Origin of the sequence: Proteus terrae (assembly GCF_003144325.1) — a bacterium.
In the GTDB taxonomy this organism is placed as follows: Bacteria; Pseudomonadota; Gammaproteobacteria; order Enterobacterales; family Enterobacteriaceae; genus Proteus; species Proteus terrae.
Window position 1 is genome coordinate 1 of sequence record NZ_PENS01000001.1, and the last position, 26,850, is coordinate 26,850.

The 26,850-nt window shown below is 37.3% G+C and carries 25 protein-coding genes; 8 read left to right on the top strand and 17 right to left on the bottom strand.

Going from position 1 to position 26,850, the window contains the following annotated elements; translation table 11 throughout:
* Positions 1 to 181: 181 nt before the first annotated feature.
* Positions 182 to 520, bottom strand: coding sequence for a carboxymuconolactone decarboxylase family protein (locus DK857_RS00005; RefSeq protein WP_109393365.1), 339 nt, complete (start codon positions 518 to 520; stop codon positions 182 to 184).
* A gap of 130 nt (positions 521 to 650) precedes the next feature.
* On the opposite strand from DK857_RS00005, the gene DK857_RS00010 reads away from it, so the two are divergent.
* Positions 651 to 1,040: a DnaJ family domain-containing protein gene (locus tag DK857_RS00010; protein ID WP_109401238.1), complete on the top strand. Its 390-nt coding sequence runs from the start codon at positions 651 to 653 to the stop codon at positions 1,038 to 1,040.
* Positions 1,041 to 1,101: 61 nt separating this feature from the next.
* Here DK857_RS00010 and DK857_RS00015 read toward each other — a convergent pair whose 3' ends face one another.
* The 12 genes from DK857_RS00015 to DK857_RS00070 form a co-directional block, all read right to left on the bottom strand.
* Positions 1,102 to 2,676: an AbgT family transporter gene (locus DK857_RS00015; protein WP_109393363.1), complete on the bottom strand. Its 1,575-nt coding sequence runs from the start codon at positions 2,674 to 2,676 to the stop codon at positions 1,102 to 1,104.
* A gap of 611 nt (positions 2,677 to 3,287) precedes the next feature.
* Positions 3,288 to 3,605, bottom strand: a complete 318-nt coding sequence (locus tag DK857_RS00020; RefSeq protein WP_109401239.1) for a helix-turn-helix domain-containing protein — start codon at positions 3,603 to 3,605, stop codon at positions 3,288 to 3,290.
* 22 nt (positions 3,606 to 3,627) lie between these two features.
* On the bottom strand, positions 3,628 to 4,494 hold the full coding sequence (locus tag DK857_RS00025) for an MrpH family fimbial adhesin (protein ID WP_109401240.1): 867 nt from the start codon (positions 4,492 to 4,494) through the stop codon (positions 3,628 to 3,630).
* A gap of 20 nt (positions 4,495 to 4,514) precedes the next feature.
* Positions 4,515 to 4,937: a fimbrial protein gene (locus DK857_RS00030; protein ID WP_109401241.1), complete on the bottom strand. Its 423-nt coding sequence runs from the start codon at positions 4,935 to 4,937 to the stop codon at positions 4,515 to 4,517.
* Complete coding sequence (locus DK857_RS00035) at positions 4,897 to 5,703, bottom strand: MrpH family fimbial adhesin (RefSeq protein ID WP_109401242.1); 807 nt, start codon at positions 5,701 to 5,703, stop codon at positions 4,897 to 4,899. The genes DK857_RS00030 and DK857_RS00035 overlap by 41 nt, the downstream gene beginning before the upstream one ends.
* A gap of 21 nt (positions 5,704 to 5,724) precedes the next feature.
* Positions 5,725 to 6,273 (bottom strand): fimbrial protein, encoded by a 549-nt coding sequence (locus DK857_RS00040; RefSeq protein ID WP_109393353.1) that lies wholly within the window; start codon positions 6,271 to 6,273, stop codon positions 5,725 to 5,727.
* Positions 6,274 to 6,283: 10 nt separating this feature from the next.
* Positions 6,284 to 6,769: a fimbrial protein gene (locus DK857_RS00045; RefSeq protein WP_023581062.1), complete on the bottom strand. Its 486-nt coding sequence runs from the start codon at positions 6,767 to 6,769 to the stop codon at positions 6,284 to 6,286.
* An 11-nt stretch (positions 6,770 to 6,780) separates the two neighbouring features.
* The gene (locus DK857_RS00050) at positions 6,781 to 7,326 is read right to left on the bottom strand and encodes a fimbrial protein (RefSeq protein ID WP_109401243.1); all 546 of its coding nucleotides are present in this window, start codon (positions 7,324 to 7,326) and stop codon (positions 6,781 to 6,783) included.
* A 13-nt stretch (positions 7,327 to 7,339) separates the two neighbouring features.
* Positions 7,340 to 8,098, bottom strand: coding sequence for a fimbria/pilus periplasmic chaperone (locus tag DK857_RS00055; RefSeq protein WP_109401244.1), 759 nt, complete (start codon positions 8,096 to 8,098; stop codon positions 7,340 to 7,342).
* A 55-nt stretch (positions 8,099 to 8,153) separates the two neighbouring features.
* Positions 8,154 to 10,769, bottom strand: coding sequence for an outer membrane usher protein (locus tag DK857_RS00060; RefSeq protein ID WP_109401245.1), 2,616 nt, complete (start codon positions 10,767 to 10,769; stop codon positions 8,154 to 8,156).
* Between the two features lie 21 nt (positions 10,770 to 10,790).
* Positions 10,791 to 11,351 (bottom strand): fimbrial protein, encoded by a 561-nt coding sequence (locus tag DK857_RS00065; protein WP_098944003.1) that lies wholly within the window; start codon positions 11,349 to 11,351, stop codon positions 10,791 to 10,793.
* A gap of 83 nt (positions 11,352 to 11,434) precedes the next feature.
* Positions 11,435 to 11,974 (bottom strand): fimbrial protein, encoded by a 540-nt coding sequence (locus tag DK857_RS00070; RefSeq protein WP_109401246.1) that lies wholly within the window; start codon positions 11,972 to 11,974, stop codon positions 11,435 to 11,437.
* A 673-nt stretch (positions 11,975 to 12,647) separates the two neighbouring features.
* On the opposite strand from DK857_RS00070, the gene mrpI reads away from it, so the two are divergent.
* Positions 12,648 to 13,208 carry a phase variation DNA invertase MrpI gene (mrpI, locus tag DK857_RS00075; RefSeq protein ID WP_109393350.1) on the top strand — a complete coding sequence of 187 codons (561 nt, stop codon included), beginning with the start codon at positions 12,648 to 12,650 and terminating at the stop codon, positions 13,206 to 13,208.
* Between the two features lie 437 nt (positions 13,209 to 13,645).
* Here mrpI and DK857_RS00080 read toward each other — a convergent pair whose 3' ends face one another.
* Both DK857_RS00080 and DK857_RS00085 read right to left on the bottom strand, forming a co-directional pair.
* Positions 13,646 to 14,869, bottom strand: coding sequence for an RtcB family protein (locus tag DK857_RS00080; protein WP_109401247.1), 1,224 nt, complete (start codon positions 14,867 to 14,869; stop codon positions 13,646 to 13,648).
* Entirely contained in the window at positions 14,866 to 16,005 is a 1,140-nt protein-coding gene (locus tag DK857_RS00085) for a slipin family protein (protein ID WP_161711229.1), read from the bottom strand. Before DK857_RS00085 ends, DK857_RS00080 begins: the two co-directional genes overlap by 4 nt.
* A gap of 560 nt (positions 16,006 to 16,565) precedes the next feature.
* Between DK857_RS00085 and rtcR the strand changes: the two genes are divergently transcribed.
* Together rtcR and rnz are read left to right on the top strand one after the other, a co-directional pair.
* Entirely contained in the window at positions 16,566 to 18,158 is a 1,593-nt protein-coding gene (rtcR, locus tag DK857_RS00090) for an RNA repair transcriptional activator RtcR (RefSeq protein WP_109401249.1), read from the top strand.
* A gap of 9 nt (positions 18,159 to 18,167) precedes the next feature.
* Positions 18,168 to 19,085 (top strand): ribonuclease Z, encoded by a 918-nt coding sequence (gene rnz / locus DK857_RS00095; protein ID WP_109393346.1) that lies wholly within the window; start codon positions 18,168 to 18,170, stop codon positions 19,083 to 19,085.
* An 89-nt stretch (positions 19,086 to 19,174) separates the two neighbouring features.
* Here the strand turns inward: rnz and DK857_RS00100 are convergent, their stop codons facing one another.
* The gene (locus DK857_RS00100; protein ID WP_109401250.1) at positions 19,175 to 19,837 is read right to left on the bottom strand and encodes a DUF421 domain-containing protein; all 663 of its coding nucleotides are present in this window, start codon (positions 19,835 to 19,837) and stop codon (positions 19,175 to 19,177) included.
* 265 nt (positions 19,838 to 20,102) lie between these two features.
* Between DK857_RS00100 and DK857_RS00105 the strand changes: the two genes are divergently transcribed.
* On the top strand, positions 20,103 to 20,738 hold the full coding sequence (locus tag DK857_RS00105; RefSeq protein WP_109401251.1) for a hypothetical protein: 636 nt from the start codon (positions 20,103 to 20,105) through the stop codon (positions 20,736 to 20,738).
* Positions 20,739 to 21,104: 366 nt separating this feature from the next.
* Complete coding sequence (gene betT, locus DK857_RS00110; protein ID WP_109401252.1) at positions 21,105 to 23,108, top strand: choline BCCT transporter BetT; 2,004 nt, start codon at positions 21,105 to 21,107, stop codon at positions 23,106 to 23,108.
* A 67-nt stretch (positions 23,109 to 23,175) separates the two neighbouring features.
* Here betT and hpaR read toward each other — a convergent pair whose 3' ends face one another.
* Positions 23,176 to 23,613 (bottom strand): homoprotocatechuate degradation operon regulator HpaR, encoded by a 438-nt coding sequence (gene hpaR, locus DK857_RS00115; RefSeq protein WP_098940981.1) that lies wholly within the window; start codon positions 23,611 to 23,613, stop codon positions 23,176 to 23,178.
* Between the two features lie 591 nt (positions 23,614 to 24,204).
* Here hpaR and hpaC point away from each other — a divergent pair.
* Both hpaC and dtpB read left to right on the top strand, forming a co-directional pair.
* Positions 24,205 to 24,723: a 4-hydroxyphenylacetate 3-monooxygenase, reductase component gene (gene hpaC, locus DK857_RS00125; protein ID WP_109401253.1), complete on the top strand. Its 519-nt coding sequence runs from the start codon at positions 24,205 to 24,207 to the stop codon at positions 24,721 to 24,723.
* A 597-nt stretch (positions 24,724 to 25,320) separates the two neighbouring features.
* Positions 25,321 to 26,808 carry a dipeptide/tripeptide permease DtpB gene (gene dtpB, locus DK857_RS00130; RefSeq protein ID WP_109393340.1) on the top strand — a complete coding sequence of 496 codons (1,488 nt, stop codon included), beginning with the start codon at positions 25,321 to 25,323 and terminating at the stop codon, positions 26,806 to 26,808.
* The last annotated feature ends 42 nt before the right edge of the window (positions 26,809 to 26,850 follow it).

The following is a 26,850-nucleotide window of genomic DNA, read 5'->3' on the forward strand; positions in this document are numbered from 1 at the left end:
CTATATCGTAACGGAAAGGTGTTTTTCTTGGTATAACCCTTGAACGCCACCTGCAAAGCAGGTGGTTTTATGTTTAAGACGCTAGCGCGACTTAAACTGGCTAAAGCCATAATAAAAAAAAACCAGAATGAACTAATTCTGGTTTTTGATTACGTTGTTTAATTATATGATGATAAAAATCTTATTTACTAAACTCTTTAAAAGCGCCCATGGTGTTGGATGCATACATAACTGAAGGGCCACCGCCCATATAAATAGCAACACCTAATGCTTCAGCAAGTTCTTGTTCTGTTGTGCCAAGCTCTACAAGTGTTTTTGTATGAAATCCAATACAACCATCACAACGATTCGCAACAGCAATTGCAATGGCGATCAATTCTTTTGTTTTTGCATCTAAAGCGCCTTCTTTACCACCCGCTTTTGTCGTACTCATAAACGCTTTCATCACTTCTGGAATATTTTGAGACAATACCCCCATGTTACCTGCAATGTCTGTTACTATTTCTTTGTACTTGCTCATTTTTGATCCCCTATCAATATATTTATATATATAATATAAAAATATAATATCAAATTATATAATCTAAGCAAGTCAATTTAATTTGTGGTGATCTTTTCTATTGCGATAGTTACTAAAAAAGAGGTTTAAAGTGTCTATTTTAGATGAGTGGGCTGAACGCCATATCGAAAAAGCGTTACAAAAAGGGGAACTTTCATCACTAAAAGGTGAAGGAAAACCACTGATCCTTGATGATAATAGCCATGTTCCTGAGTCACTCAGAGCAAGCTATCACTTATTAAAGAATGCTGGTTTTTTACCACCTGAAATGCAAGATAGAAAAGAAGCCTTATCTCTAGCGGAAATCCTAAGTACGTTAAATGAAACGGGAATAGAAGATGAAACACTGCAAAAGCGTTTGGCATTACTTGAGCTAAAATTGCAACAAGCAGGTTTAGATACCCAATTTTTACATGCAGACTATGCCACACAATTAACAAAAAAATTGGTAAATCATAAAAAAGAAACCGAACAAAAATAATGAAATATCAAAATAGAAAAAGCCTATACATCCCTGTATAAGCTTCAATCATTGCAGAGAATTAACCTGCTGTTGGAGAGTAGTATGTTGGTGAGCCAGGCCCTACTGGTAAATTGAATACAAACACCCATAAATAGAACAATAATGACCAACCAATTAAGAAAATCACGGAATATGGCAACATCATAGAGATCATGGTACCAATGCCTGTATCTTTCTTATATTTTGTTGCGACTGCTAATATCAAACCAAAATAACTCATCATAGGTGTAATGATATTAGTGACAGAATCGCCTATTCGATATGCCGCTTGGATTGTCTCTGGCGCATAACCTGCAAGCATTAACATTGGTACAAAGATAGGTGCTGTCACAGCCCATTGTGCCGATGCCGAACCAATCATTAAGTTAATAAAAGCACAGATTAAAATAAAGCCTAAGAACAGCAATCCACTTGGCATATCAATACTATTAAGTAGCGCAGCCCCTTTAACAGCAATAACCTGACCGATGTTTGTCCAACCAAAGAACGCAACAAACTGAGCCGCAAAGAAAATAATCACTAAATAAAGGCCAAGCGTACTCATCGAATTCGCCATAGCATCAACGATGTCTTTATCTGTACGCATTGTCTTAGCAATCCATCCGTAGACAATACCTGGTATTGCAAAGAATAAGAAAATAAAGACAACAATAGATTTTAAGAAAGGAGAATTACCAATTAGCCCTGTTTCTTGATTTCTCAATATGCCATTTTCAGGAACAACCGTTAGCGCCAAAATCACGGCCATCACAATAAATGTCCCTGTTGAAGCCCATAGTGCTTTCTTTTCTAGTGGCGTAACTTCAGCAGCATTCCTTAAATCATTTTCTTCATCATCAAGTTCGTTACCGTTATAAGGCCCTAGTTGAGGCTCAACGATTTTTTCTGTAATGAAGTAACCTAAGAAAGTAATAAGGAATGTACTGATAAACATAAAGTACCAGTTTGCTTCAGCACCAACGATATAGGTTGGATCTATAATACGCGCAGCTTGCTGTGTAATACCCGATAATAACGGATCTATCGTTCCTAAGAGTAGGTTAGCGGAATAACCGCCTGAAACCCCTGCAAACGCAGCTGCTAAACCAGCAAGAGGATGCCGCCCTAACGAATGGAAGATAATCGCTGATAACGGTATCAGTACCACATAACCTAATTCAGCTGCAGTATTAGACATAATACCAGCAAAGACAATTGCCAATGTGGTCATTTTACGCGGTGCTTTCATGACCACTAAACGCATCACCGCAGATAATAAACCTGCTCGTTCAGCAATACCAACACCTAATAACGCCACCAGCACCGTACCTAAAGGTGCAAATCCAGTAAAGTTTGTAACGACATTTGCCAATATACGACGAATACCATCCGCATCTAACAAACTAATAATATGGATATAGCCATCTTCTGCGCGTCCTTTGGCGCCTTCTGGTCGGGGATCTTGTACCGTAACACCGAAGTATTCACCAACCGCCGAAGAGACAAGTAAAATAGCAATTAAAATAATAAATAAAATAACGGGATGGGGTAGCGCATTTCCTAGCCATTCCACTGTGCGTAGAAAGCGACTGCCTCCCTGTTTTTTTGTTTGCATCATTTATCCTTTTTATAAAAAAACAGAAAATGCACAGTACACAACCCTTTTTATTATGACTATCTGTTAATCCTATTTATAAATGCCTTATTTAAGATAATAATCAGGATAAAATTGTTAAATAAAATATTTTTAACCTTAATAAACAATTAGTTAAAAATTAATCATACAATTACAAACAACTTACATTAAAATTAATTTATAATATCTAAAATTAAAAAATGTGCATAAGATAACATTTTTTAACATTATCTTGATTATTTATTAACCTTTTCTGATTAAAAATGCCATTAATTAATAGTCAGAAACGATTAAACACTCAGATAAACCTGATAGTAACGGTTGTAATTACTATAAAAGGGAAAACAATGACGAATAAATGGTCAGGATAGGTTAAAACTTTAGATTATTTGTAACATAAACAACTAATTTTACAGTAGATATTGAACGTTCGACTATACGTAGAATGAAGAGTTGATGATCTGAGGAAAGAAAAAGAAATATTACAAAAAAAATCTTTAAGAGGACAATATCATTGATATTTTGAAGATAAAAAGGGCAATAATAAATTGCCCTTTTTATTTATCAATTAATGAGAAAATATTTACTGATTAGAAGATAACATCTGGCGTAGTTTCTGCTATAAAATATATGCACTTACTTGCACGTCTATCTTCAATTTCTTCTTCAACGTGAAAGCAATCTTCAAAAAACCAGTGAATGGGGGTTTTTAAATAGACCGCCAATGTCACAAGGTAACTCAAGTCTATTTTATTTAACCCGCGTTCATAACGTGAGAACTGTTGTTGGCTAATTCCCAATTTATCAGCAATGTGGCCGCCAGTATAACCAAGCTCTTTACGTTTTCTCTGTATTCTTTTTCCAACTAGCTCATTCACATTGATGTCTATAAGATCATAATCCATCATGCTTTAACCTATTCTCTCTCTATTATGGCAATGTTAAAATAAGTGCACCAGAACCAGAGAAGAATCCAGCCTCGACACGGCCATTAGTGTGCAATACAGAACTGACTGCTACTGATGTTGCTCTACCTTTGGGAACAAAAATAATTGCGCCGTCTTCCCCGGGATATTCGCCCCCATTAAGGGATCCTAAATATAAGTTTGCATATAAACTATTATCTGGGCGTAAAGAAATGCGATCACTCGCCATACCCGTTGCAATGACTTTTACTGTCATATCTTTATTACAGGTAACATGGATCGTTTGTGAACGACGGGCGTTCTCGATTTCATTCTCATTAATTTGACCATAATCCAAATCCACGGAACCATTGATAATTTGGCAAGCACCTACAGGTGGAGGGGCAATACCACATGATGATCCCGGTAATAAACGCCCATCATCAGCAATCCCTCCTGAACTTTCTTGATAGAACAAGCCCACACATTCTTGAAGAGTATCAAGAGGAACACCTCTATGCTTCGCAACACTCGGGCCATAAGGTAATGGTAATCTCCCACTATTGAGAACTGCAATGCGCAGTTCTTCCATGGTTCTATATTTTTCAGCATCTCTAAGAATAACTTTTGTTCTTGAACCACCGGAACCATCAGCTTGGTGTCTGTGATTTATAGTAATATAGCATTTTTTCCATCCATAGCATGGATTTAATGCACCAGGAGGTTCAGGGTCCCAGCGTTGAATAATAAAGGTATAGTTAGCACCATCATTCTTATGCCCTACTGGTTTTGATTCCGTAATATAAGAAAAAATTGCTGCCATTGATGATGTTGAAAATAACATCATCACACTAAATATAAATAATGCTGATAATCGTTTTGGGGTAAACATATTAACCTCAATCGTAAAGATTAATCATAATTCAGATGGAATGTGGCTATTGCACTAAAACGACCTCGTTTTATTGATTCATTTGCAATAGCATTCGGCTCTGCTTGTATAAATGCACGGAACCTTAAAATCGAATCCCCTGAATTTAAGGCGATATTGCTGGTTTCCTGATTAATCCGTAGTGGAGTACCATCAGAATTTTCTAAGCCAATAGCAATACCTTCAGCTTGACTTCCTGCACTTAATGCAAGAAAACCTCGCCCTATCATTGCCTGATTTTCAGTACCACTAAATGTCACTCTTACTTTCTTATTAAGAGAAAGATCACATTCTGATAGATGAATTTGAAATGCTTGGCTATTTGTTCTTCCAGAACCAATATAAAATGTTTTGTCAGGAACATTACCAAATTCCAGAGAAATATCCTGGAGCAACGCGACCATTGGTATGTAAAACTGATTTAACCTCTACAGGTATGGTTCCATTTGCAGGAACATCAATTACAGTACCTTTTTCACCAGGATAATTATCAAGAAACAAATCGGCATAAAGACTATTATCAGGTCGCAGTGGTACTCGGCCACTGTCTGAGCCTGATGCGATAACTAGAACTTTCATTGCCAAGTTACAAGTGACATTAATATTTTGAGCACGTGTTGCATTTTCTAAACTCACTTCATCAATATCGCCATAATTTAGGTTTACAGCGCCTTCTGTTATTTTGCAGGCACCTACTGGTGGTGGCGCAATACCACATAGTGATCCTGGTAATAAACGCCCATTTGGAGACCAACCTCCTTCCTTAGATTCATAAAATAACCCGACACATTCTTGGTTTGAGGTAAGTGGATCACCAACATGTCGAGCAGTGCCTTGTATTGGAAAACTTTCCATTCGCATTACCGCATCACGAACGCCAGCTAAATAACGCTCTTTTTCAACACGGACAATACTTCTTACCGCAGATCCTGGAGAACCATTAGCATCATGTTTATGGTTAATGGTTATCCAGCATTTACTCCAACCATAACAAGGATTTGGGGTGTAAGGATCTTCAGGATCCCAGCGTTGAATAACATAGGTATAGGTTGCATTTGCTGGTGTTCCAGTTGATTCGGTTATATAAGAAAAGATGGATGCCATCGCAGGTGCCGAAAACAGCAAACCGATTGCAATACATAAAGCCGGAAATCGCTTTAATATGGACATAAAAAACCTCAACCCTAATAATTAGTCATAATTCAAATGAAATGTGGCTATTGCACTAAATGGGCCGCGTTTAATGGACTGGTTAGCAATCGCATCCGGCTCCCCTTGAATAAAGGCATAAAAATTTAAAATTGTGTCATCCGCACTTAATGACATTTTGTCTGTTTCTTTATTAACAGGTAGCGCATTTCCATTTTCGGATTCCAGTCCAACAGCAATACCCGCAGCTTGACTGCTTGGGCTGATCGCTAAAAAACCTTGTCCTGCCATGGCTTGATTTTCATCGCCTTTAAAGGTGATTTTGACGCTTTTACCAATCGTTAAGTCACATTCAGACAAGCGTATTTGAAACAACTTGCTTGGTGTTCTTTGATACGCATAAAGGTTTTTGTCTGGAATATTGCCAAAATCTAACTCAACGGTTTCGTCTCCGGGCTTTATAGTGCAAGGCTCATCGACCAATATGCCGTGAAAGCGCATATTGTCTGGTGCAGAGAAAGCGTTTGATGTTAATCCCATAAATGTGGCCAGACTCAATACGAACGGGATCGATAATCTTGTTATATTCATCAATACGCTCCTATTGGTATTCAGCAAGCAGTGTTGCTGAAACTTCAAATGCACCTTCAGGCAAAGTGCTACCCGGTCTTTTAACTGGTACGGCTTGGATCACAGGTGGATTATCGGGTGATATCGCAATACGCTCGTTTAATTTAAAAGGCTTACCATCTTGTGTGAGATGAATACCTAAATCAGGAATATTGGTTTGTAGCGCAGCTTCATCAAACTGTGTTTTAGGACCAATAATAGAAAGCCCTAAATCCCAACCTTTTAAATTTGGATCACAGACCAATCGATAATTCACTGATTCGGTATAGTTAATGCCATCTACTTTATGAATACCTACGTTGTGCCCAAAATAGACATCAATCAGTTCGTTGTTACTGATGACACAAGGTGGCGGCACTAATAAAGTGCCAAACAATTTCATATTAGGTGCGTCTGCGCTCATGACAGAATAAGAATTCAGTAATGCAATCAGACACATGTACTTTAATTTATTCATCTTCTGACCTCTTACTGATAATCCACATGCAGTGTGCCACTTGCGACAAAATCACCACCCACTAAGGCTTCATTCTGATCACGAACAGGAATAGCTTCTAATTCAGGTAAGTTGGGATAGGTAAAATTCACCGCTTTGCCTAAATCTAATAAGTTTCCTTGATATAGAATACGTACCCCCAATCCTGTAATATTTGTTTGTAGCGCATTTGAATCGAAGCCAGTAGCACTACCCGTGACATAAACTTTCATCGCATTGGTTGGCATTTTTTGGCAAGTCGCAGTGTAGTGGATAGGCTCTTTATAGCGAACACCATCAATACGTGTACTCATCACCTCACCAAAATTAACTTCGATCATTTTGCCGTCATTAATTAAGCAAGGTGGTGGCGCAATGACATTCCCTGAAATATTGATATAAACAATGCCCGGAATAATATCTTTCACCGATCTCGCGGGTAAATTCGCAACAGCAGTAAAACTTAGGCCTCCAGTAAACGTTGCCAAAATAAGAATCAACACTGCTTTGCTTGGGCTAAACCGCTGTTCCATTTTCATAAAATAGGCCTATTTAGTTTCCTGCTGATGTTTCTGTGACTTTGCATTCATTGCCATTACAGGTGAATTTCATCTGTGGGCGTCCACCGTAATCATTGATGTAACTGAGTACAGGTGATGAGCCAAACGCAGAAATAGGTAGATTTATCGTTCCTGTGCTTTTAGGGGCAATCATGATCGGTTCAAAACCATCTAGACTTTTTCCTTGTAATCCTGTCAACCCATCCACTAATGTCACGTAATAAGGTGTTGGGTTATTCACTTCATAACGATCACCTTTCTTTATTAAGGTGATTTTTTCCTGCCAAGGATGAGTGAGATCCGTTTGTGTGGCGTAAATTGATGCTGGGCGATAAAACAGTTTAATTCGTGTTTGTAATGCAATTTGCAACACGTTAGGTTTATCACTACGAGGTGGAATTTCACGCAAGTTAAAATAGAAAACACTTTCTCTATCTTGTGGTAACTTGGCAATATCTGGTAATGACTGTACTTTTACTTGGCTTTTATCACCCGGCTCAATACGCTGAATTGGAGGTAAAACTAATAATGGGCTGTCAATACGTTCTCCATTTTCATTTTCCATCCAGCCCTGAGCCAAGTAAGGGAGCTCTTTGTTTTGATTGCTGACATTTAAGCTAATAGATTTATCTGCACCATTAAAAATGACACGCGTCCTATCTAAAGCAATCGCAGCAAGGGCTTGACTAGTAAAGACCATTCCAGTCAATAAAGTGGTTGTTACAATGAATAAGCGCTTTGATAAAATCATTTTGAATTACTCTTTTTGTCTGAAATTATTTTTATCTTTCCCTTCTTTCCTAACCTTATTGTGTAATCAGTTGAGGTTTAGGTAAGGGCTCAGTTCTTTGATTGATTGTCGAAGGTGTTGCGTCTCCATCACTACAAGTCAGTAATAAAGAAGACATAAATAATCCTTCAACTAATGTTGGAATACGGACTTTGCACTGCTCTTGACCATTCCAACGCACACTCAATACATCATCACTATTAATCCCCGTCAGATAGACATTTCCACCATCATTGACAATACCGAGCTCACGCCCTTTCTCAGTTGTGACACTGGCACCAAATGGTGGATAAGTTCCGTCTTGTAAGCGAATGACAGCCATGGCTTTTTGCCCCGATACCACATCAAAGTGGCGGTAGCCTATTGCACCTTCTGTTAGGGTTAATTGTTGAATTGAACGTAATGCTTCAGCATTATCTGGCATCTGATCAAGGTCGATGCTGGCACTACTGCGGTAATAATCATTGATATCAGGCAGTACCGCTTTACCAAAAGCATTGGTACGAGTAATCGCGCCGATACTTTTCACTGGTACATCAGAAATACCATCTGTATCAATAAGTAAACGAGTACTACCAATACGACTTGTGCGGTGTAATGCACCACCTTTTGGTGTTAGTGTTGCCCCACCTTGTAGTGATAATGTGGCTGATGTGTACTCGCCATTAATATGGCTCGCACTGGCGGTCACTAAGGCGGTATCAGCATAATGCATGAGATAGGCATCTGCGGATGGTTTACCGTTACTACTTAAACCAGCACCAACACGATAACTACTATTGTCATCAATACGATCGTAATAACTGACATTATGTGAATTACCGTGTTTATTAATCACAGTGTTGTAGCTAATGGTCGCGCGATCGCTCCAAGGCATACTGACATTCATATAAACACCATTATCATTGGTGCCATTAAATTTATTGCGAAACGCCGACAGACTGAGATTGATATTTTTGAAGCTACCAATATCCATCGTTTTGGCTAATGACAAGTTATAATTATCATTATTAGGCTTATTCCAATAAGTCTGATGACTATAGTTTAAGTAAGCACTCAACCCCCATTCAGGGAACTGCTTACTAAACATAATGGTATAAAGCTCTTTATTGTTATCTTCTTCACCACCACGATAACGACGATCTAAATATTGATTCATACTCATAAAGTCACGTTCGGAGAATCGATAGCCGGCGAATGTCACTTGGCTATTTATTTGTTCGAAACGTTTTGAGTAACTTAAACGATAAGAGCCACCGTGATAACGCTTATTATCACTTGGAATTTTGGCCCAAGAATGTGTCGCATCAAAAGAGATTGCACCCAGCGCCATTAGGTCACGACCAATACCGGCAGAAACCGAGTTATAATCTCCCGATACTAATGAACCACCATAAAGTGACCAACCGTTACTGATCCCCCATGAGAATTCACCCATACCAAAAATAGGGCCTTCCGTATTACGGTTCATATCTGACGGTTTACCCGCAGATAATTTATATTGGACTCGACCCGGACGTGTTAAATAAGGAATACTTGCAGTATCCATTTGGAATTCTTGAACAGATCCATCTTGCTCTTCAACACGCACGTCTAATTTGCCACTCACTGCATCATTGATGTCTTGAATACGAAACGGCCCGGGAGCAACCTGAGTTTCATAGATCACACGACCTTGCTGGCTAATCGTTACTTTCGCATTCGTTTTTGCTACTCCCGTTACTTCAGGGGCATATCCTCTTAAGTTAGGTGGCAGCATATTGTCATCCGTAGACAAATTAACCCCGGTAAAACGGAAGTTATCGAAAATGTCAGAGCGTGAGTAAGTCTCCCCCATTACAAAGCGAGCCCCTAATTGCGTGATCGCTCTATAAAGATAAAGCTGGTTCCATTTCCAACTATTTTCAGTGCTATCAGGAAGACCCGTTGTATGCTGATAACTTGCTTGCCAATCGGCACGAAAACGCCAAACACCAAGGTTTGCTCCCACGGTTCCTAAGCCTGTAACTTGTTGGCGCTGTTTCCCTTTAGCGGGATCTGTTACGTTAGCATTGACGTTATAATCGAAAAGTACTCCTGAGATACCGTGATCCCAACGAGAAGGTGGATCCCAATTTGGCGCTGAATATTCAAGATACGCTTGAGGAATAGTAAGAATAAGATTGCCATTTCCCAGACTTGCATTTACCGTCATTCCGGGAATGGAAGAAATATCAAGACAACTTCCATTATCTTGATATTTCACTTTTTCAGCCCATTCAGGTTTGAGCCCTATTTGGTGGATCAATTCAGGCGGTAAGCAAGCCTCACTACCTTTAGGATCATTGGCAGGCACTACATAACTAATATTATAAAGTTCAGGGAGTTCATTATTATTCACACGAATAACAAACTCATATCGGCCGGGCATAATATAGCCAGCGCGAGAGAAATCTGATAAGTCGATATTTTGCTTATCTTTTAGATCCAAAATATCAGCATTAAATTCAATATTACTATTTGCTAAAGCTGAACTTGAAATACTGGAGGCGCCAGTAAGAATTAAATAGATCAGTACAGCAACAGGCCGAATAGTATGTTGTTTTTTCTTTTTTTCCGTCCCTAAACCAACGGTTTTGAATGTTCTAACCATAAGTTATCCAACCCGATCCATTTAATAGTATTCCAGCTTAAATCGCAGCGTTGTTCGGTAATTTCCAGCTTTTGGTATTTCGTTATTTTTGACTATTCGCGCTTGGTAAAGTAATGCCATTGATTTAGAGTCAATGCCAACAGGGGGTAATGGCTTACCCGGAATTGCTCGCCTGCCATAACGATCAGCTATAGCTAATGACGCACCTCTCGCTTCACCAGTGAGTGCAAAATTACCATTCTCGTTAGAGGGACCTTCAAACGTTGCAATAAAACGAGGGTTGTCCGCTTCCTGACCTTTTTGTTCAATTAGCGTACACTCCGTTAATCTGATAGAAAAATACTCGATAGGTCCTTGCCCTTCAGTCACCAGCATCGGAATAGAAACCATTGTCAGTGGAATAACTTGTTCACCACTTCCCGCAGCAATCGTACAAGATGGTTCTAAGATCGAGCCTGAAAGATTAAGTACCCCAAATCGCTGATGCATGTTTTTATCTTGTTTTACATCACTTGCTACTGCTGTTGTTGTCAGTAAGCTGGCAATAAGGCATAGCCATAGTGGTGTCATCTTGCGATTCATATTTTTCTCCGTAAGAAAAAAATCGTTAAAAATAGACACAGGAAAAAAAGCCCTGTACATCCCTGTACAGAACTTATTTTTTCTTACTGATAAGTCAGTGCGAAAGTTGCGATTGCAGTGAAGTCACCAGGAACAGCAGCTTCTGCAGAAGAACCTTGTAAGTAAGCAGCAAAGTTCAGATCGTTATTACCATCACGTAAGTTTTGAGCTGCACTTGGTGTACCTAATTTGATTTGTTTACCACCCGCATCGGTGATAACAACAGCAGCATTTTTAGCGATACCTTCAATACCTAAAGAACCAGCTAAAATGTCTGCATCTTCTGAACCAGTGAAGGTTGTTTGAACTGTTTTATAAGTTTCAGTTGTGCAATTTTCTAAAGAAATTTTAAAGTCACGAGAATTACTACGACCACCATCTTTTAATGCAGCAGTAGAAATTTGACCTAATGGAACAGTTTGATTTTCTGTATCTGGAGTAATTGAGCAAGGAGCATCAATAATTGAACCAACAAATTTAACTGTACCGTGACCTTGATCTTTTACTGGATCAGCAGCAAATGTAGAACCCGCAGCAACAGATAAACCTAAGCCAAGAACTAACGCTAATTTATTTAATTTCATCTTTTTGTTTCCTAAAATATAAAGGACGAAGACATTAAAAATAATAAATTCATTAGGATTGAATTATTCCTAATTGAATGACTCATTTATTGAGTTTTTGAATTTTGGTATACTTATGTCCGTCCAAAACGAAATTAAATATCGTTAGAAACAAAATACACCAAATTGTTTTGTTAAAAATTTTCATCTCGAAATCGAATGTATTTAGATAATCAATCTTTAAATGCCAGAAAAAGAGTTTATAATTCTAAGTGCAAATACTATAATTTGTGAAAAAAGTAAAAAAATTTATTTCTGGATTTTAAACAAAGTAACCAATCATGTTTGCTTTTTAAAATAATGATAAATATCAATATGTTAATTAATATTAGATCTGTGGTTAACATTAAATTTGACTTAAGTGAGAAGCCAGAGAATAATAGTAAACAATTTGGTGTATTCTGTTTATTTCTCTAAAGATGCCTGAATTCCTATCTCTGTTCGTTTTTCACTTTTCCAATCAATAACTTTCATTTTCCCAAAATAAATAAACTTTCAATAAACTTGTTTAAAATTAACAAGTAAAAGTGAAAGCATAAAAAAAACACAACTCTTTATTGATGCATATTACTTGTTATAGTGATGCAACAATTGACTTTTGTTCCTTGTTATCTCATTGAAAAGGTTATAAAAAATGAAGCAACGTAAGTTTCTTACACGTTTTGAGATCAATTCTATTTTGAAACAAGCAAAGGAAGGACGGTATCCAGAAAGAGATTACTGTATGTTTTTAATGTGTTTTTTACATGGGTTTCGCGTTAGTGAACTATGCAGATTAACCCTCAGTGATATTGATTTGGAAAGTCGGATACTCTATGTCAGGCGTTTGAAGGGGGGGTTATCTACAACGCAACCAATTATTGAAGAGGAGTACGAAGCGTTAGTTAACTGGTTGAAAAAACGGGAAACATGGCGAGAATCTGATTCAGAATGGGTCTTTTTATCCCAAAAAACAGGACCTATTTCACGTCAGCAGGTGTATGGATTACTACGTCGTTTAGGTAAAGATGCTAATGTATCCGTTTCTCCTCATCCCCATATGCTACGCCATGCATGTGGCTATGCACTAGCAGATTTAGGTAGAGATACCCGTTTAATTCAGGATTACTTGGGACACCGTAATATTTCACATACTGTTATCTATACCGCAAGTAATTCAAAACGATTTGTTCACATTTGGGATATAAGAAATTAACAATTATTATTTTATTAATACGCTCTATGAAGATTAATACACTAAATATAGCAGGCTATATTTTTTCAATAAGAATAAAGTTAATTTTTAATATAATTAAGAAATTTAGGATTTGTTTTAGACTAAATACATAATTACGATTACTGGTATTAATAATTTATTAATAATCATTTTCTAATTAAAGAATAATTCAATACTAGCACTCTCTTTTTGATTATCTTTATTGGAGGGAGATAATTTTAATATCAATCTTTATTTATTAATAATACTAAACATTTTTTGTTTAATTTTTAACCGAGGAAATAAGGGTTTTATTTAAAGAAAATTTCCATTTTTAAAACTTTTTATTCATTTGCATTCCATGCACACGCTGTCATATCTCACTATCCCCTACGTTACTGTTAGGGGATAGTTATGAATTACCGTAAAAAGCACGATTAACCTTTTACACAAACAACCTGTCGTAGTGTATGAACAACCTCAACAAGCGATAACTGAGCCTTCATTACAGCATCAATATCCTTATAAGCCATTGGAATTTCATCAATCACATCTTCATCTTTTCGACATTCCACATGCGCTGTAGCTCGAATTTGGTCTTCAATACTAAAGGCTTTTTTCGCTGCTGTTCGGCTCATTACGCGTCCTGCGCCATGGCTACATGAACAGAAACTTTCGGCATTTCCCTTACCTCTAACAATAAAGCTCTTCGCTCCCATTGAACCCGGAATGATCCCCATTTCACCTTTTTGAGCAGAAACAGCCCCTTTTCTAGTCACCAGTACCTCTTCACCAAAGTGCATTTCTTTTTGCACATAGTTATGGTGGCAGTTCACTGCCTGTTGTTGAGTTGTAAAAGGTTTAGTTATTTCTGTTGATAATGCCGCCAACACGCGTTCCATCATAATTTCACGATTATGTCGGGCAAAATCCTGTGCCCATTCTACGGCTTCTATATAGTCATCATAGAAAAGCGTTCCTTCTTTTAAGTACGCTAAATTTTTATCTGGCAAGTTAGCGATATGTTCTCTCATGTCTTCTTGTGCCATTTGTATAAATAAAGTACCAATAGCATTACCCACACCACGAGATCCACTATGTAGCATTACCCAAACATTATCTGCTTCATCAAGGCACAACTCGATAAAGTGGTTTCCTGTTCCTAATGTACCTAGGTGACGATAGTTATTTGTATTTCGTAAACGTGGATACTTATCAGTTAAAACCTTAAAACGCCCTTCAAGTTGTTGCCAATGTTGATCAACAAGTTTAGGTGGGTTCTTCCATGAACCACGATCGTTCCCTGACTGATAACTTGTTCGTCCATGAGGTACTGCTCTTTCTATTGCCGTTCTTATGGCAAATAAATTATCTGGCAAATCATTTGCGTGTAACGATGTTTTTACCGCAATCATTCCACATCCAATATCTACACCAACAGCAGCCGGAATAATCGCACCTTTTGTTGGGATAACACTTCCTATTGTTGAACCTTTCCCTAAGTGAACATCGGGCATTACTGCCATATGTTTAAAAATAAAAGGCATCTTTGCAGTATTGATAAGTTGCTTTAGAGCATCTGCTTCAACAGGTACACCATTTGTCCACATTTTGATTTCAGCAGTCCCTGCTTCTTTTACTATTTGATGATCCAATATCATTCTTGTGCTCCTTTAATTTGTACTAGCCCGTTTAATACTTGGTCTAAACCACCATAAACGGAAATCTTATCAATACGTTCTGCAATACGTTCTACGGTTTCTAGCTCTTTTAATCGTAGAGCTACTGGATTGTTTTCCATCACTTTTGCCGTATTTAATAAAGAACGTGTTGCGGATGTTTCTTCTCTTCGACGTATAACATTAGCCTGAGCTGATTTTTCAGCCTCAACCACCTGCGCTAAAATCGTTTTCATTTCACCCGGTAAAACAATGTCTTTTACCCCTAATGAAGCTACTTCAATGCCATATCCTTTAGTCACTTCCCTGATTTTTTCACTTACTAAACTGTCAATCAGTGTTTTATTTTCTAATAATTCATCCAATGTTCTTGTTCCTACGGCTTCACGTAACGCAAACTGCAACTCTTTGTATAAGAACTCAAGAGGTGAACTCAGTAGTTGGTACGCTGAAAGCACGTCGCGATAACGCCAACTCGCTGACAGATTAATGCGTAAGGTCACTTTATCTTTCGTTAAAATCTCTTGACCACTTATATCGAGTGTTTGTAAGCGCATATCAACGACTTCAACATCAATTTTGTGCTGATAACGCCAATAGCCTTTTAATCCTGGTGGTAATAGTGATTGAGTTTCACCATTAACACGGATAATGCCGGCATGCCATGTCGGAATATCCACACTTAATACACCTTCACTGCCTTTTATCGTCTGGTTACGTAATTTTGGATGCTGCAATTTTTTAACCAAAGCTGGTGAAACTTCCAATTCATTTGCTGACAATACTTCCATTGAGCGCTGTGCATAATTCCAATAGAGACGGCGAGTGCTCGGCGCTAAGATCTCTTTGAGTGAACCATTTTCATAGAGTAAGCCAATCTCTTCATCAGATAGCACAATATCAAAACAATATTCACTCACCCATTCTGGATGATATTGACGTAAAAATTCGGCTTTCTCTCTTTCAATTGCAGGGCCGTTTAATTCCACCAGCTCAACACTTAATTGGCGGCGAAGATCGAAAAATTTATGTTCACCCACAGCAAGGACATCAATATATTCATCGTCCTTCTTTAATAAACCCAGTTGTCCCTGTTTCACTTTTATTGTTGTTCTTATCATCATTGTTTCCCTTTTCTCTTCTTTATTATTGGCTTTCTTTTATTACCATTTTTATCGTGACTTGCTCTCCACGAACAAACTTGGCGAAATCGAAGGGAAAACAAGAGAGGAACGATACTCTGTTTGTCTCTTATTCTGCCTTCAATCCAGCGTAGTTGCTGGTGGATAAGCAAGGTGACGATACTGCTGTCACAACGATTTTTTATATTTAATTTTACATTTGGATTTGTAATGGTTTTGGTGTCAGGAATCGAACCTGAAAATAACCCTCTTCACCTACAGAGTCTCGATGTGGAGGAACACATTTTGATAACACCACAGAGTGTTCTTTATGTGCCTACCAGATTTAAAATCTGCTCAAGACATTAATAATATTGCGAGTATCGTGCCAAGTTTTTAAATATCACCAAAATCATTTTTAACCATATGTTTTAATTAATAAAAATATTTTCAATGTAATTTTTAAATATTTAGCCATTGAATTAAAATCGATAAAAACTTATCTTTTTATCTAAAGATTTATAAATATAGATAAAAAGATAAGTAGAGATAACTTAATGAAACGCAAAGTGGTGATTGGTGTTTTAGGCACAACATTAGATAAACGGGGAAAAAGCCATAAAAGATGGAACTCATGGCGTCCAACAATTTCTATTTGCCATCAAAAAGATTTCCCCGTTAGTCGATTGGTCATGATCCATCAACCCAATGATTCAATATTAGCGTCAAAAATCATTGAAGATATCCATACTGTCTCCCCAGATACAGAAGTATTACCTTACGAAATTGATATTTGTGATCCTTGGGATCTAGAAGAGGTTTACAGCCACTTTCTTGATTTTGCAGTGAGCTATCCATTTGATACTGAAAATGAAGAATATTATGTCCATATCACAACGGGTACGCACATCTCTCAGATTTGCTGGTTTTTACTGACTGAAGCCCACTACTTACCTGCAAAACTATTACAAACTTCCCCCTCTTCTAAAATCGAAAATGAAGATGGTATCAAAACAGTACAATCAGCCACGGGGAGTTATTCTGTTATTGATCTCGATTTAAGCCGTTATACAAAACTAACAAGCCGATTCGAGCACTACCATAATGAATCACTCTCTTTCTTAAAATCAGGGATAGCCACACGCAACGAACGTTTTAATGCTTTAATTGCTCAGATTGAGCGAGTGGCATTACGCTCTGTTGCACCCATTTTATTAACAGGTCCCACAGGAGCCGGGAAATCATTCCTTGCTCAGCGTATTTATGAATTACGGCAGTCTCGCCATTTTGTAAAAGGTCGTTTTATTGCTGTTAACTGCGCCACTTTGCGCGGTGATAACGCCATGTCTACTTTATTTGGCCACGTAAAAGGGGCATTTACAGGTGCATTACAAGCTAGGCAAGGCTTATTAAGGGAGGCCGATAAAGGAATTTTATTTCTTGATGAAATTGCGGAATTAGGACTTGATGAACAAGCAATGTTACTGAAAGCAATAGAAGAAAAATCTTTTTATCCTTATGGTTCCGATACTGAAGTTCAAAGCGATTTTCAGCTAATTGCGGGAACGCATCGGGATATGGACAAACAAATTGCGAAAGGGCTTTTTCGTGAAGATCTCTATGCAAGGATCAACTTATGGTCTTTTTCTCTGCCGGGTTTAGCCGATCGCAAAGAGGATATTGAGCCTAACATCGATTATGAATTACATCACTTTGCAAAGCTTTATCAAAAGGCAATTCGCTTTAATTCTGATGCGAAATCACACTATATTCGATTTGCAACATCTGAACAGGCATTATGGCGTGGTAACTTCCGTGAACTTAGTGCTAGTATAACGCGAATGGCAACACTTGCCGAAAATGGTCGTATTACCCTTCCTCTTGTTGATGAAGAAATTAATCGTTTAAAACAAAATTGGGGTGTTACTTCCTCTTCTTTATTTAATAGTTCTGATATTGATCTTTTCGATCTTAGCCAACTCAATACAGTTATCAAAACATGTCAGCAATCATCAACGCTCTCAGAAGCTGGTAGAAAACTTTTCGCAGTATCAAGACAAAATAAAAAACAACCCAACGATGCCGATCGTCTACGTAAGTATCTTGCGAAATTCGATTTAAGTTGGGAACAAATTCGACACGGAGAATAATATTTCATTATGGAGCTCACTTTTTTAGGCACTAACGCAGGCGTCCCTTCTAAAGATCGCAATGTCACCAGTATGGTGCTTGATTTACAAAATAAACAAAAAAGTATGTGGATGTTTGATTGTGGTGAAGCGACACAACATCAAATATTGCATACCCGCGTAAAATTACCGCGTTTAAATAAAATTTTTATTACCCACTTACATGGCGATCATATTTTTGGTTTACCAGGATTACTTTGTAGTCGCTCAATGGGAGGAACCGAAACACTTTTAACAGTGTATGGCCCTACGGGTATCAAAGCCTTTATAGAAACGGCGTTGACATTAAGCCAATCCTATTTAACTTACCCTATTAATATTGTTGAAATTGACAAAGCGGGCTTTCTGTTTGAAGAGGAAGGTATGAAAGTGAGTTGTGAAGCACTTTCTCATCCTGTACCTTGTTTTGGTTATCGCTTAGAAGAAGAAAACAGCCCGGGTAAATTAAATGCAGAAAAACTGAAGGTTGACAATATTCCTGCGGGCGCTTGGTTACAAGAATTAAAACAAGGTAAAACCATTACCTTGCCAGATGGAAGAGTTATTGACGGCAAAGAGTATATTGGCCCTGAAATAAAAGGACGCTGTATTGCTATTTTTGGTGATACACAACCCACGCCGGATGCATTAAAACTGGCTAATAATGCAGATATTATTGTTCATGAAGCGACGTTTAAACATGAAATGGCAGAGCAAGCAAATAGCCGTGGACACTCAACAACGGTACAAGCAGCACAGTTAGCCAAAGACGCTAATGCCAAAAAGCTGATTATCACACATATTAGTAGTCGCTATTCCCCCGAAGACTGTGTTGGATTACTCAATGAAAGCCAACAGATCTTTAGCCATACTGAAATGGCTTCTGATTTTGAGGTATTTAAGTTGTAATTACACTTTCACTAAATAACAGTGGCGATATTATGTCGCCACTGTTATGGCTCATACTTCACTCATCGACATATATTTTAGTTAGTTATCTATAATTTTGTGCGTTTTATCTTCCCATCTTGCAAAATAAAATTAACTTTTCCATCCCAGAATTCAGCTAAGAAAATATCTTCTGGTTTCTCAATATGCTGATTTTTCATCTCATCTTGAAGCCATATTTCATCTTTTTCTATTTGCTCTAATTCTGATGTTCGAATAACACCATCTTTCATAACAATAATCGAAGGCATTTTTGCACCGTCACATACCACAGTGATTTGTCCATCAGGTTCAATTTGTGCGTAATTGACCTCTTGAAATGAGTGAATGCCTTGAGCATGAAGACGAGACGTTATGTTTAAAATATCTATTTTGTTCTTTTTCTCCATGATGTTTTCCATTATAAATTCGCCCTTCTTTATAATGGGAATAGGATTACCAATAGTTACTGCACGGAAAAAATTGAATCGCTTACTGATATAATTAAGCAAAGATATAAAACAGACACCAATTAAGAAGACGATAATATATTGATAAAGAGGGATCGCATCAGTGTAAATCACTCCCCCCATAATGCCACCGAGTACAAAATTACCAATAAAATCAATAGGTGTTAATTGAGAGAGTTGTGTTTTACCCGATAAATTCATATGGACTAATATGATAGTAAAACCAATAATAAATTTGATAATAACCAGAAAGTAATATTCCATTTGCCGTCTCATATTTCCAATAATTTCTATACTTATTATAAAGCAGAAAATCTCTCCCAGATAAAAATCTAAATTATTTTTAATGATATTTGACTAAGAAAAAACACTTAATATACTTAGGTTTGTTGATTTTAAGACTCATACTATACTTATTATGATGATTTATTCGTAATCTCTTACTACCAACTCAATAACTTCTCGCTTTTTCTAGTTCTTACGCGGGATATCACTGAATTGTTTTTGAACACACATTTTGGAGAAAAAAATGAATAAAAAACTACTTACTTCATTGGTTCTAGCGGGTCTTGTTACTATTACAGCAGGTTGTGATGATTCATCTAAAAAAGTTGATGAAAGTATTGATAAGGCAAAAGAAACAGCAACTCAAGTAACTGAAACAGCACAAGATAAAGCCAATGAGTTGACAGAACAAGCCAAAGATAAAGCAGCTGACTTGAAAGAAGATGCATCCGCAAAAGCAGATGAATTAACACAACAAGCTCAAGAGCTAAAAGATAAAGCTGAACAAAAAGCGGCTGAGCTAAAAGCGCAAGCTGATGAAAAAACAGATACTCTAAAAGAGAGTGTTTCACAAAAAACCGATGAGCTAAAAGATGCGAGTGCTGCAAAAGCAGAAGAAATTAAACAAAGCCTAGAAGCTGAAAGCAATAAACTCTCTGAAAAAGCGGCAGAATTAAAACAAGATGCCAGTAAAACAGCAGATAACCTGATGCAAGAAGCTGACACAAAAGTTGATCAGCTAAAAGGTGATGCTTCAAAAACAAGTGGTGATATAAAACAACAAGCTCAAGAGACTGAAAATAAAGCACTTGATAAAGCAGATCAATTAACCGATCAGGCAAAACAAAAAATTGATGATTTAAAAGCTGAGAACAAATAATTTGATTTCAGAATTTTTGATGAATCAAAAGCCAGTGGATTTTCGCTGGCTTTTTTTTGTGCAAAAAAAAGACAAGGGTTGATCGATTAAGCAAAAAATGTAACCATGTTCTCCTTTTTTTAACAGGAGAAACCTATTAAAGAGTGAATGCCTATACTATAAACAAATGGTAAAAAATTGATTTAATTGTAGTTTTCTTCATATTACGGAAAAAGTAATTTATTTCCGTTCTTTTATAAAACATCACATTGGTTTGATGATTTATTCAAATTTTCTTATGAACTTTTCTTTTCTGGTAATGAAGAATATCAGATAGTGAATAGCGAAAAGTCTCTTTCTAGGAAAATAACAAAAAATAGGTTAACTATGAGTCAACAAAACGATATAACCCCTCAAAAAGTTAGGATGAAAATTAATCCTCCCGTTTTTTATACATCAGCGTTGTTAATTTTATTGGTCGTTGGCTTCTCTGCATTATTTCCAGAGCTGGCTAATGATAAATTAGGTCATCTTCAGGAAAACCTCTTCACAAATGCGAGTTGGTTCTACATTCTAGCCGTAGCATTGGTTTTGCTGAGTGTGACTTATTTAGGTCTTTCCCGTTTTGGTCAAATAAAACTGGGACCCGACCATGCACGCCCACATTTTAGCTATTTTGCCTGGTTTGCCATGCTCTTTTCTGCGGGAATGGGAATTGGGTTAATGTTCTTTGGCGTTGCTGAACCTGTCATGCATTATTTAATGCCCCCGACCGGTGATGCTCAAACCATAGAAGCAGCCAAAGAAGCTATGCGATTAACTTTTTTCCACTGGGGATTACATGCGTGGGCTATTTATGCCATTGTCGCTTTAATCTTGGCTTTTTTCTCTTATCGCCATGGTTTGCCATTAACATTGCGTTCTGCACTTTATCCTATTATTGGTGATCGCATACATGGACCTATTGGTCATGCCGTCGATATTTTTGCTGTTATGGGAACAGTTTTTGGTGTTGCAACTTCTCTAGGATTTGGTGTTCTGCAAGTTAATGCAGGTTTAAACCATCTTTTTAATGTACCCATTAATCCAACCGTGCAAGTTATATTGATTGTTGTGATAACAGGACTTGCAACTATTTCAGTTGTTTCTGGATTAGAAAAAGGGATCCGCTTTTTATCTGAACTTAACTTAGGATTAGCGGTAATTCTTCTTTTATTAGTCATTATTCTCGGCCCAACCGTATTGATATTAAAATCATTTGTTGAGAATACCGGGGGATATCTATCCGAAATTGTGAGTAAAACCTTTAATCTTTACGCATACGAACCAAAATCGAGTGACTGGTTAGGGGGATGGACTCTGCTTTATTGGGGCTGGTGGCTTTCATGGTCTCCATTTGTAGGGATGTTTATTGCCCGCATTTCTCGTGGTCGTACTATCCGCGAATTTGTTGTCGGTGTTCTGTTTGTTCCTGCTGGCTTTACTTTACTTTGGATGACAGTGTTTGGTAACACAGCAATCCATTTAATCAAAGATAAAGGTGCCGAGGCACTCGCCAATATTGTGCAACAAGATGTTTCCTTGGCTTTATTTGAGTTCTTAAACTATTTTCCATTCTCAACCGTATTATCCTTTGTTGCGATGCTGATGGTCATTGTGTTTTTTGTCACATCTGCGGACTCTGGAGCTATGGTAGTGGACACCTTAGCATCAGGGGGAGATAGTGAAACACCTGTATGGCAACGTATTTTCTGGGCTGCCTTAATGGGTGTTTCTGCCATCACTTTATTATTAGCGGGTGGATTAACGGCACTTCAAACTGTTACGATTGCAAGTGCATTACCTTTCTCTATTGTATTACTCGCTTCTATTTATGGACTGATAAAAGCATTGCGAGTGGATGTATATAAACGTGACAGCCAACAGTTAACTACGATTGCACCACCAGCAAGCCGTAATCCAATTCCTTGGCAACGTCGTTTAAGAAATATTGCTTATTTTCCAAAACGTTCCCATGTAAAACGTTTTATGGATGAAGTTATTCAACCTTCAATGGAAATGGTCTCTGCTGAATTAAGCAAACAAGCAACTCAATGCTATATCCATAATGAAGAAGATGATCGCATTGGCTTCGAAGTCGATTTAGGCGATGACATGAATTTCTTCTATGAAGTTCGTCTGCGTTTTTATACTCAACCCGCTTTTGCTTTAGCTGGATTAAGTGATGAAGAAAGAGACGAAGAACATAAATATTATCGTGCTGAAATTCATTTAAAAGAAGGTGGGCAAGACTATGATGTAATGGGTTGGACGAAAGAACAAATCATTCACGATATTCTTGATCAGTATGAAAAACACATCCACTTCTTACATGTATTGGGTAAACAGTAATATTATCTAAGTCATAACAAACAAAAAGGAGATGCCCTTGCATCTCCTTTTTTATTATCAAAATAAATTATTTCTCTGATTGTTCTATATCATCTGGATTTAATGCAATCAGCTCTTTTAATAACCCAGATAGGCGTTGTAACTTCTCAGTCGAAAATTTTTGCTCAAGTAATTGATAGCCTTCTTCAATTTTAGGCTGAATTTTATCGTATAAACTTTGCCCATTGGCAGACAGTGAAACGAAAAGTTTACGTTGGTCACTCACAGGTTTTAAACGACAAATTAGCTCGTCTCTTTCCATTCTAATAAGAATACCCGTTAGACTTGGTCGGAGAATGCACGATTTTTGTGCTAATTCGTGGAAATCAATAGAGCGTTTATCCGCAAGTACGCGAATGATCCGCCACTGCTGTTCTGTCAGATTATGCTCTTTGAGAACAGGTCGAAAAAAACCCATCGCAGATTCCCGTGCTTGTAATAGCGCGATAGTTAATGATTCATGCATAATCAAGAAGCTCTTTATATGGTGTTATAGGTGAAATGACAAAATATCACTCAATATAGACAGTGAAAAAGTACCGCTGCTTACGGTTTATAAAATGACTATATTCTAAGAATAGACTAATTGTTACAATTATTCATATTAACAAATAAATAAAGTTGACTCAATTTTTGCAATTTTATTCCCTTTGTGCAATTTATCACCCATGCTTCTTTTTAGTGTTTATTTCATATTCTGCAACATCTTGACCTATACACAATTTTCATCAATTGGCAATTTGTGTTATCCCTCAGCCAACCCCAAAAAGTAGCCTGATTTGCCTATTATCCTACCTCTAAATTAGGAATAATGACGCTTAGCGATAAGGTTGTCTCACAGTTTTTTGAGATAAAGTTAACAGGTTGTAACAAAGAAAGATTGCTATCTTTGTTTATGCGCGGTAGCGTTACGGCTTTAAAACAACGCAACAAAGAAACCGGCAATACCATTACAACTTTGTTAGCGGAGTAGTTAGGTGATTTTTTAGTTATCTGACTAATAATTATTTTAAGTGAAGACGCCCACAGACGAGAAGTCTGGCAGTAGGAGTAAATAATGTCTGAGGAAAAACAGGCTAACCCACTTTTTCGGGATGCAATGGCAAACTTAGGCGCTGCGGTCAATATCGTGGCAACAAATGGCGATGCGGGATGTTGTGGCTTAACAGCAACAGCAGTATGTTCCGTTACTGATAATCCACCTACCGTGATGGTTTGCATCAACAGTAAAAGTCAGATGAACTCTATTTTTCAAGAGAATGGAAAATTGAGTATCAATATATTGAATCATGAGCAAGAAGAAATGGCATGTCATTTCGCCGGAATGACAGGGCTCGCGATGGCAGATCGCTTTACCCAACCAGGATGGCAAAACGGACAATTACAACAACCCGTATTAACTAATGCGCTTGCCTGCCTTGAAGGTGATATTTATGATGTGCGCCAAGTCGGCACACATTTTGTTTATATGACCGAAATTAAGAATATTTCAGTACGTGAAGATGGTGATGGACTTATTTATTTCAAACGTCGTTTCCATTCTGTTAAAAATGAACAAGTACCAATCTCTGTTTAACTTTCGCTTATTTTGTCTCAAGATAAAAACGCACTTTTAATAAGGGCGTTTTTTATTGATTATAATCACAATATAAAATTAAATATTTATTTATATTAAGTGAATACTTATTTAATTAAATGATATTAGCTGACTTTTAGATGTTTATTAAAAATTTATTAACATCTGTTTGTTATAAAAGAATATTTTTTAATTATAGTGAAAAAATTCTTTCTAGAATCAATCAGTCACATAATCAAGAATATTTCCCCTCCACTTTTTCCCTTTATCTTTATTTAATTTACTCAGATTAAAATATAAACAAATAATAATCTTACTGGTTATATTTCATACCAAACATCAATTAAATGACTTTATTTGAAAATAAACTAATGAATATTTTTTTCAATCTGGTATTAATCTTACCTACAGTGTGATCAACCTTTGAGAAGTCATTCTATCAATATATTAGTCTACTCGACTTGCTGATTACCTTCTTAAATTTGCAAACATCACTCTAAATGCGATAGATAATGTTACCGTTGTGTAACATTCCTCGTGAATGTGAGTAAATAACATCGTTGTTGAAAATAAATAATAATTAGGGGCATTACAGATATGGATAAACCCGCTCAAGTCGGTTTATTACAACAGCCTAAACCATTCTTTATGATTTTCTTTGTAGAATTATGGGAACGTTTTGGTTACTACGGCGTACAAGGTATTCTTGCCGTTTATTTTGTTAGTAAACTCGGTTTCTCTCAAGAACAGGCTTTCATTACTTTTGGTGCATTCTCCGCACTGGTTTATGGGCTTATTTCTATTGGTGGTTATGTTGGTGACCACTTATTAGGAACAAAACGAACAATTGTTTTAGGTGCTATTGTCTTGGCTATCGGTTATTTCATGACTGGTATGTCAATTATGTATCCTAATTTAATTTTCTATGCATTAGGAACTATCGCAGTAGGTAATGGTTTATTTAAAGCCAACCCTGCCAGCCTATTAGCAAAATGTTATCCACCTAAAGATCCACGCCTTGATGGTGCATTTACGCTATTTTATATGTCGATTAATATCGGCTCATTAATCTCTTTATCTATCGCCCCTGTACTTGCAGAACGTTACGGATATGCACTAACTTATAATATCTGTGGTGTTGGCTTGATCATGGCGTTATTAGTTTATTTCTTCTGTCGTAAAATGGTTGCTAATATTGGTTCTGAACCAGACCATTTACCAATGAGCTTTAGCAAACTGTTATTAGTTATTGCTGGCTCAATTGCGATGGTATTTGCTTGTGCATGGTTACTGCACAACGTGATGATTGCGAATATCGTTTTAGTCAGTCTGTCTGTTATTGTTGTCTTCATTTATTTCCGTGAAGCTTTTAAGCAAAAAGACAGAGTTGCTCGTAATAAAATGTATGTTGCATTTGTTCTGATGTTAGAAGCTGTTGTTTTCTACATTCTGTATGCACAGATGCCAACTTCACTGAACTTCTTTGCTATTCATAACGTTCATCACACACTTTTAGGCTTTGATATTAACCCTGTAAGTTTCCAAGCACTAAATCCATTCTGGATCATTGTTGCTAGCCCAATCCTTGCTATCGCATACAGCCATTTTGGCGCAAAAGGCAAAGACTTATCAATGCCAGCGAAGTTTACTGCGGGTATGCTTCTGTGCTCGTTAGGATTCCTTACAGCGGCTGCATCAGGCATGTGGTTTGCCGATGCTCAAGGCTTAACTTCACCTTGGTTTATCGTTTTGGTTTATTTATTCCAGAGCTTAGGTGAACTGATGATCAGTGCGTTAGGTTTAGCAATGGTTGCAGCGTTCGTACCGCAATACATGATGGGTTTTATTTTAGGTATGTGGTTCTTAACACAAGCAACGGCTTACCTGTTAGGCGGTTATGTAGCAACCTTCACCGCAGCACCAGAAGGAATTACTGATCCACTACAGACATTACCTATTTACACTGATGTGTTTGGTAAAATCGGTATTGTGACCTTAATTGTAGGTATCGTTATGTGGGCAACCGTACCTTTATTAAATCGTATGATGAAAGAAGAAAGCAAAGGCGCTAAAGTCACTGGCTGATCTTCCAAATAATATATTGCTCGATTTAAGCGTCTATTTATG

What these genes read in the sequence shown, in the direction of transcription:
- DK857_RS00020 (WP_109401239.1), bottom strand. Translation starts at nt 3,605, where the DNA reads ATGATGGATTATGATCTTATAGACATCAATGTGAATGAGCTAGTTGGA.
- rnz (WP_109393346.1), top strand. Translation starts at nt 18,168, where the DNA reads ATGGAGCTCACTTTTTTAGGCACTAACGCAGGCGTCCCTTCTAAAGAT.
- DK857_RS00080 (WP_109401247.1), bottom strand. Translation starts at nt 14,869, where the DNA reads ATGATATTGGATCATCAAATAGTAAAAGAAGCAGGGACTGCTGAAATC.
- hpaR (WP_098940981.1), bottom strand. Translation starts at nt 23,613, where the DNA reads ATGCATGAATCATTAACTATCGCGCTATTACAAGCACGGGAATCTGCG.
- DK857_RS00030 (WP_109401241.1), bottom strand. Translation starts at nt 4,937, where the DNA reads ATGGTCGCGTTGCTCCAGGATATTTCTCTGGAATTTGGTAATGTTCCT.
- dtpB (WP_109393340.1), top strand. Translation starts at nt 25,321, where the DNA reads ATGGATAAACCCGCTCAAGTCGGTTTATTACAACAGCCTAAACCATTC.
- hpaC (WP_109401253.1), top strand. Translation starts at nt 24,205, where the DNA reads ATGTCTGAGGAAAAACAGGCTAACCCACTTTTTCGGGATGCAATGGCA.
- DK857_RS00035 (WP_109401242.1), bottom strand. Translation starts at nt 5,703, where the DNA reads ATGTCCATATTAAAGCGATTTCCGGCTTTATGTATTGCAATCGGTTTG.
- DK857_RS00015 (WP_109393363.1), bottom strand. Translation starts at nt 2,676, where the DNA reads ATGCAAACAAAAAAACAGGGAGGCAGTCGCTTTCTACGCACAGTGGAA.
- DK857_RS00045 (WP_023581062.1), bottom strand. Translation starts at nt 6,769, where the DNA reads ATGAATAAATTAAAGTACATGTGTCTGATTGCATTACTGAATTCTTAT.
- DK857_RS00060 (WP_109401245.1), bottom strand. Translation starts at nt 10,769, where the DNA reads ATGGTTAGAACATTCAAAACCGTTGGTTTAGGGACGGAAAAAAAGAAA.
- DK857_RS00105 (WP_109401251.1), top strand. Translation starts at nt 20,103, where the DNA reads ATGAATAAAAAACTACTTACTTCATTGGTTCTAGCGGGTCTTGTTACT.
- DK857_RS00025 (WP_109401240.1), bottom strand. Translation starts at nt 4,494, where the DNA reads ATGTTTACCCCAAAACGATTATCAGCATTATTTATATTTAGTGTGATG.
- DK857_RS00070 (WP_109401246.1), bottom strand. Translation starts at nt 11,974, where the DNA reads ATGAAATTAAATAAATTAGCGTTAGTTCTTGGCTTAGGTTTATCTGTT.
- DK857_RS00065 (WP_098944003.1), bottom strand. Translation starts at nt 11,351, where the DNA reads ATGAATCGCAAGATGACACCACTATGGCTATGCCTTATTGCCAGCTTA.
- DK857_RS00005 (WP_109393365.1), bottom strand. Translation starts at nt 520, where the DNA reads ATGAGCAAGTACAAAGAAATAGTAACAGACATTGCAGGTAACATGGGG.
- DK857_RS00100 (WP_109401250.1), bottom strand. Translation starts at nt 19,837, where the DNA reads ATGGAATATTACTTTCTGGTTATTATCAAATTTATTATTGGTTTTACT.
- betT (WP_109401252.1), top strand. Translation starts at nt 21,105, where the DNA reads ATGAGTCAACAAAACGATATAACCCCTCAAAAAGTTAGGATGAAAATT.
- DK857_RS00040 (WP_109393353.1), bottom strand. Translation starts at nt 6,273, where the DNA reads ATGAATATAACAAGATTATCGATCCCGTTCGTATTGAGTCTGGCCACA.
- DK857_RS00055 (WP_109401244.1), bottom strand. Translation starts at nt 8,098, where the DNA reads ATGATTTTATCAAAGCGCTTATTCATTGTAACAACCACTTTATTGACT.
- DK857_RS00050 (WP_109401243.1), bottom strand. Translation starts at nt 7,326, where the DNA reads ATGAAAATGGAACAGCGGTTTAGCCCAAGCAAAGCAGTGTTGATTCTT.
- rtcR (WP_109401249.1), top strand. Translation starts at nt 16,566, where the DNA reads ATGAAACGCAAAGTGGTGATTGGTGTTTTAGGCACAACATTAGATAAA.
- mrpI (WP_109393350.1), top strand. Translation starts at nt 12,648, where the DNA reads ATGAAGCAACGTAAGTTTCTTACACGTTTTGAGATCAATTCTATTTTG.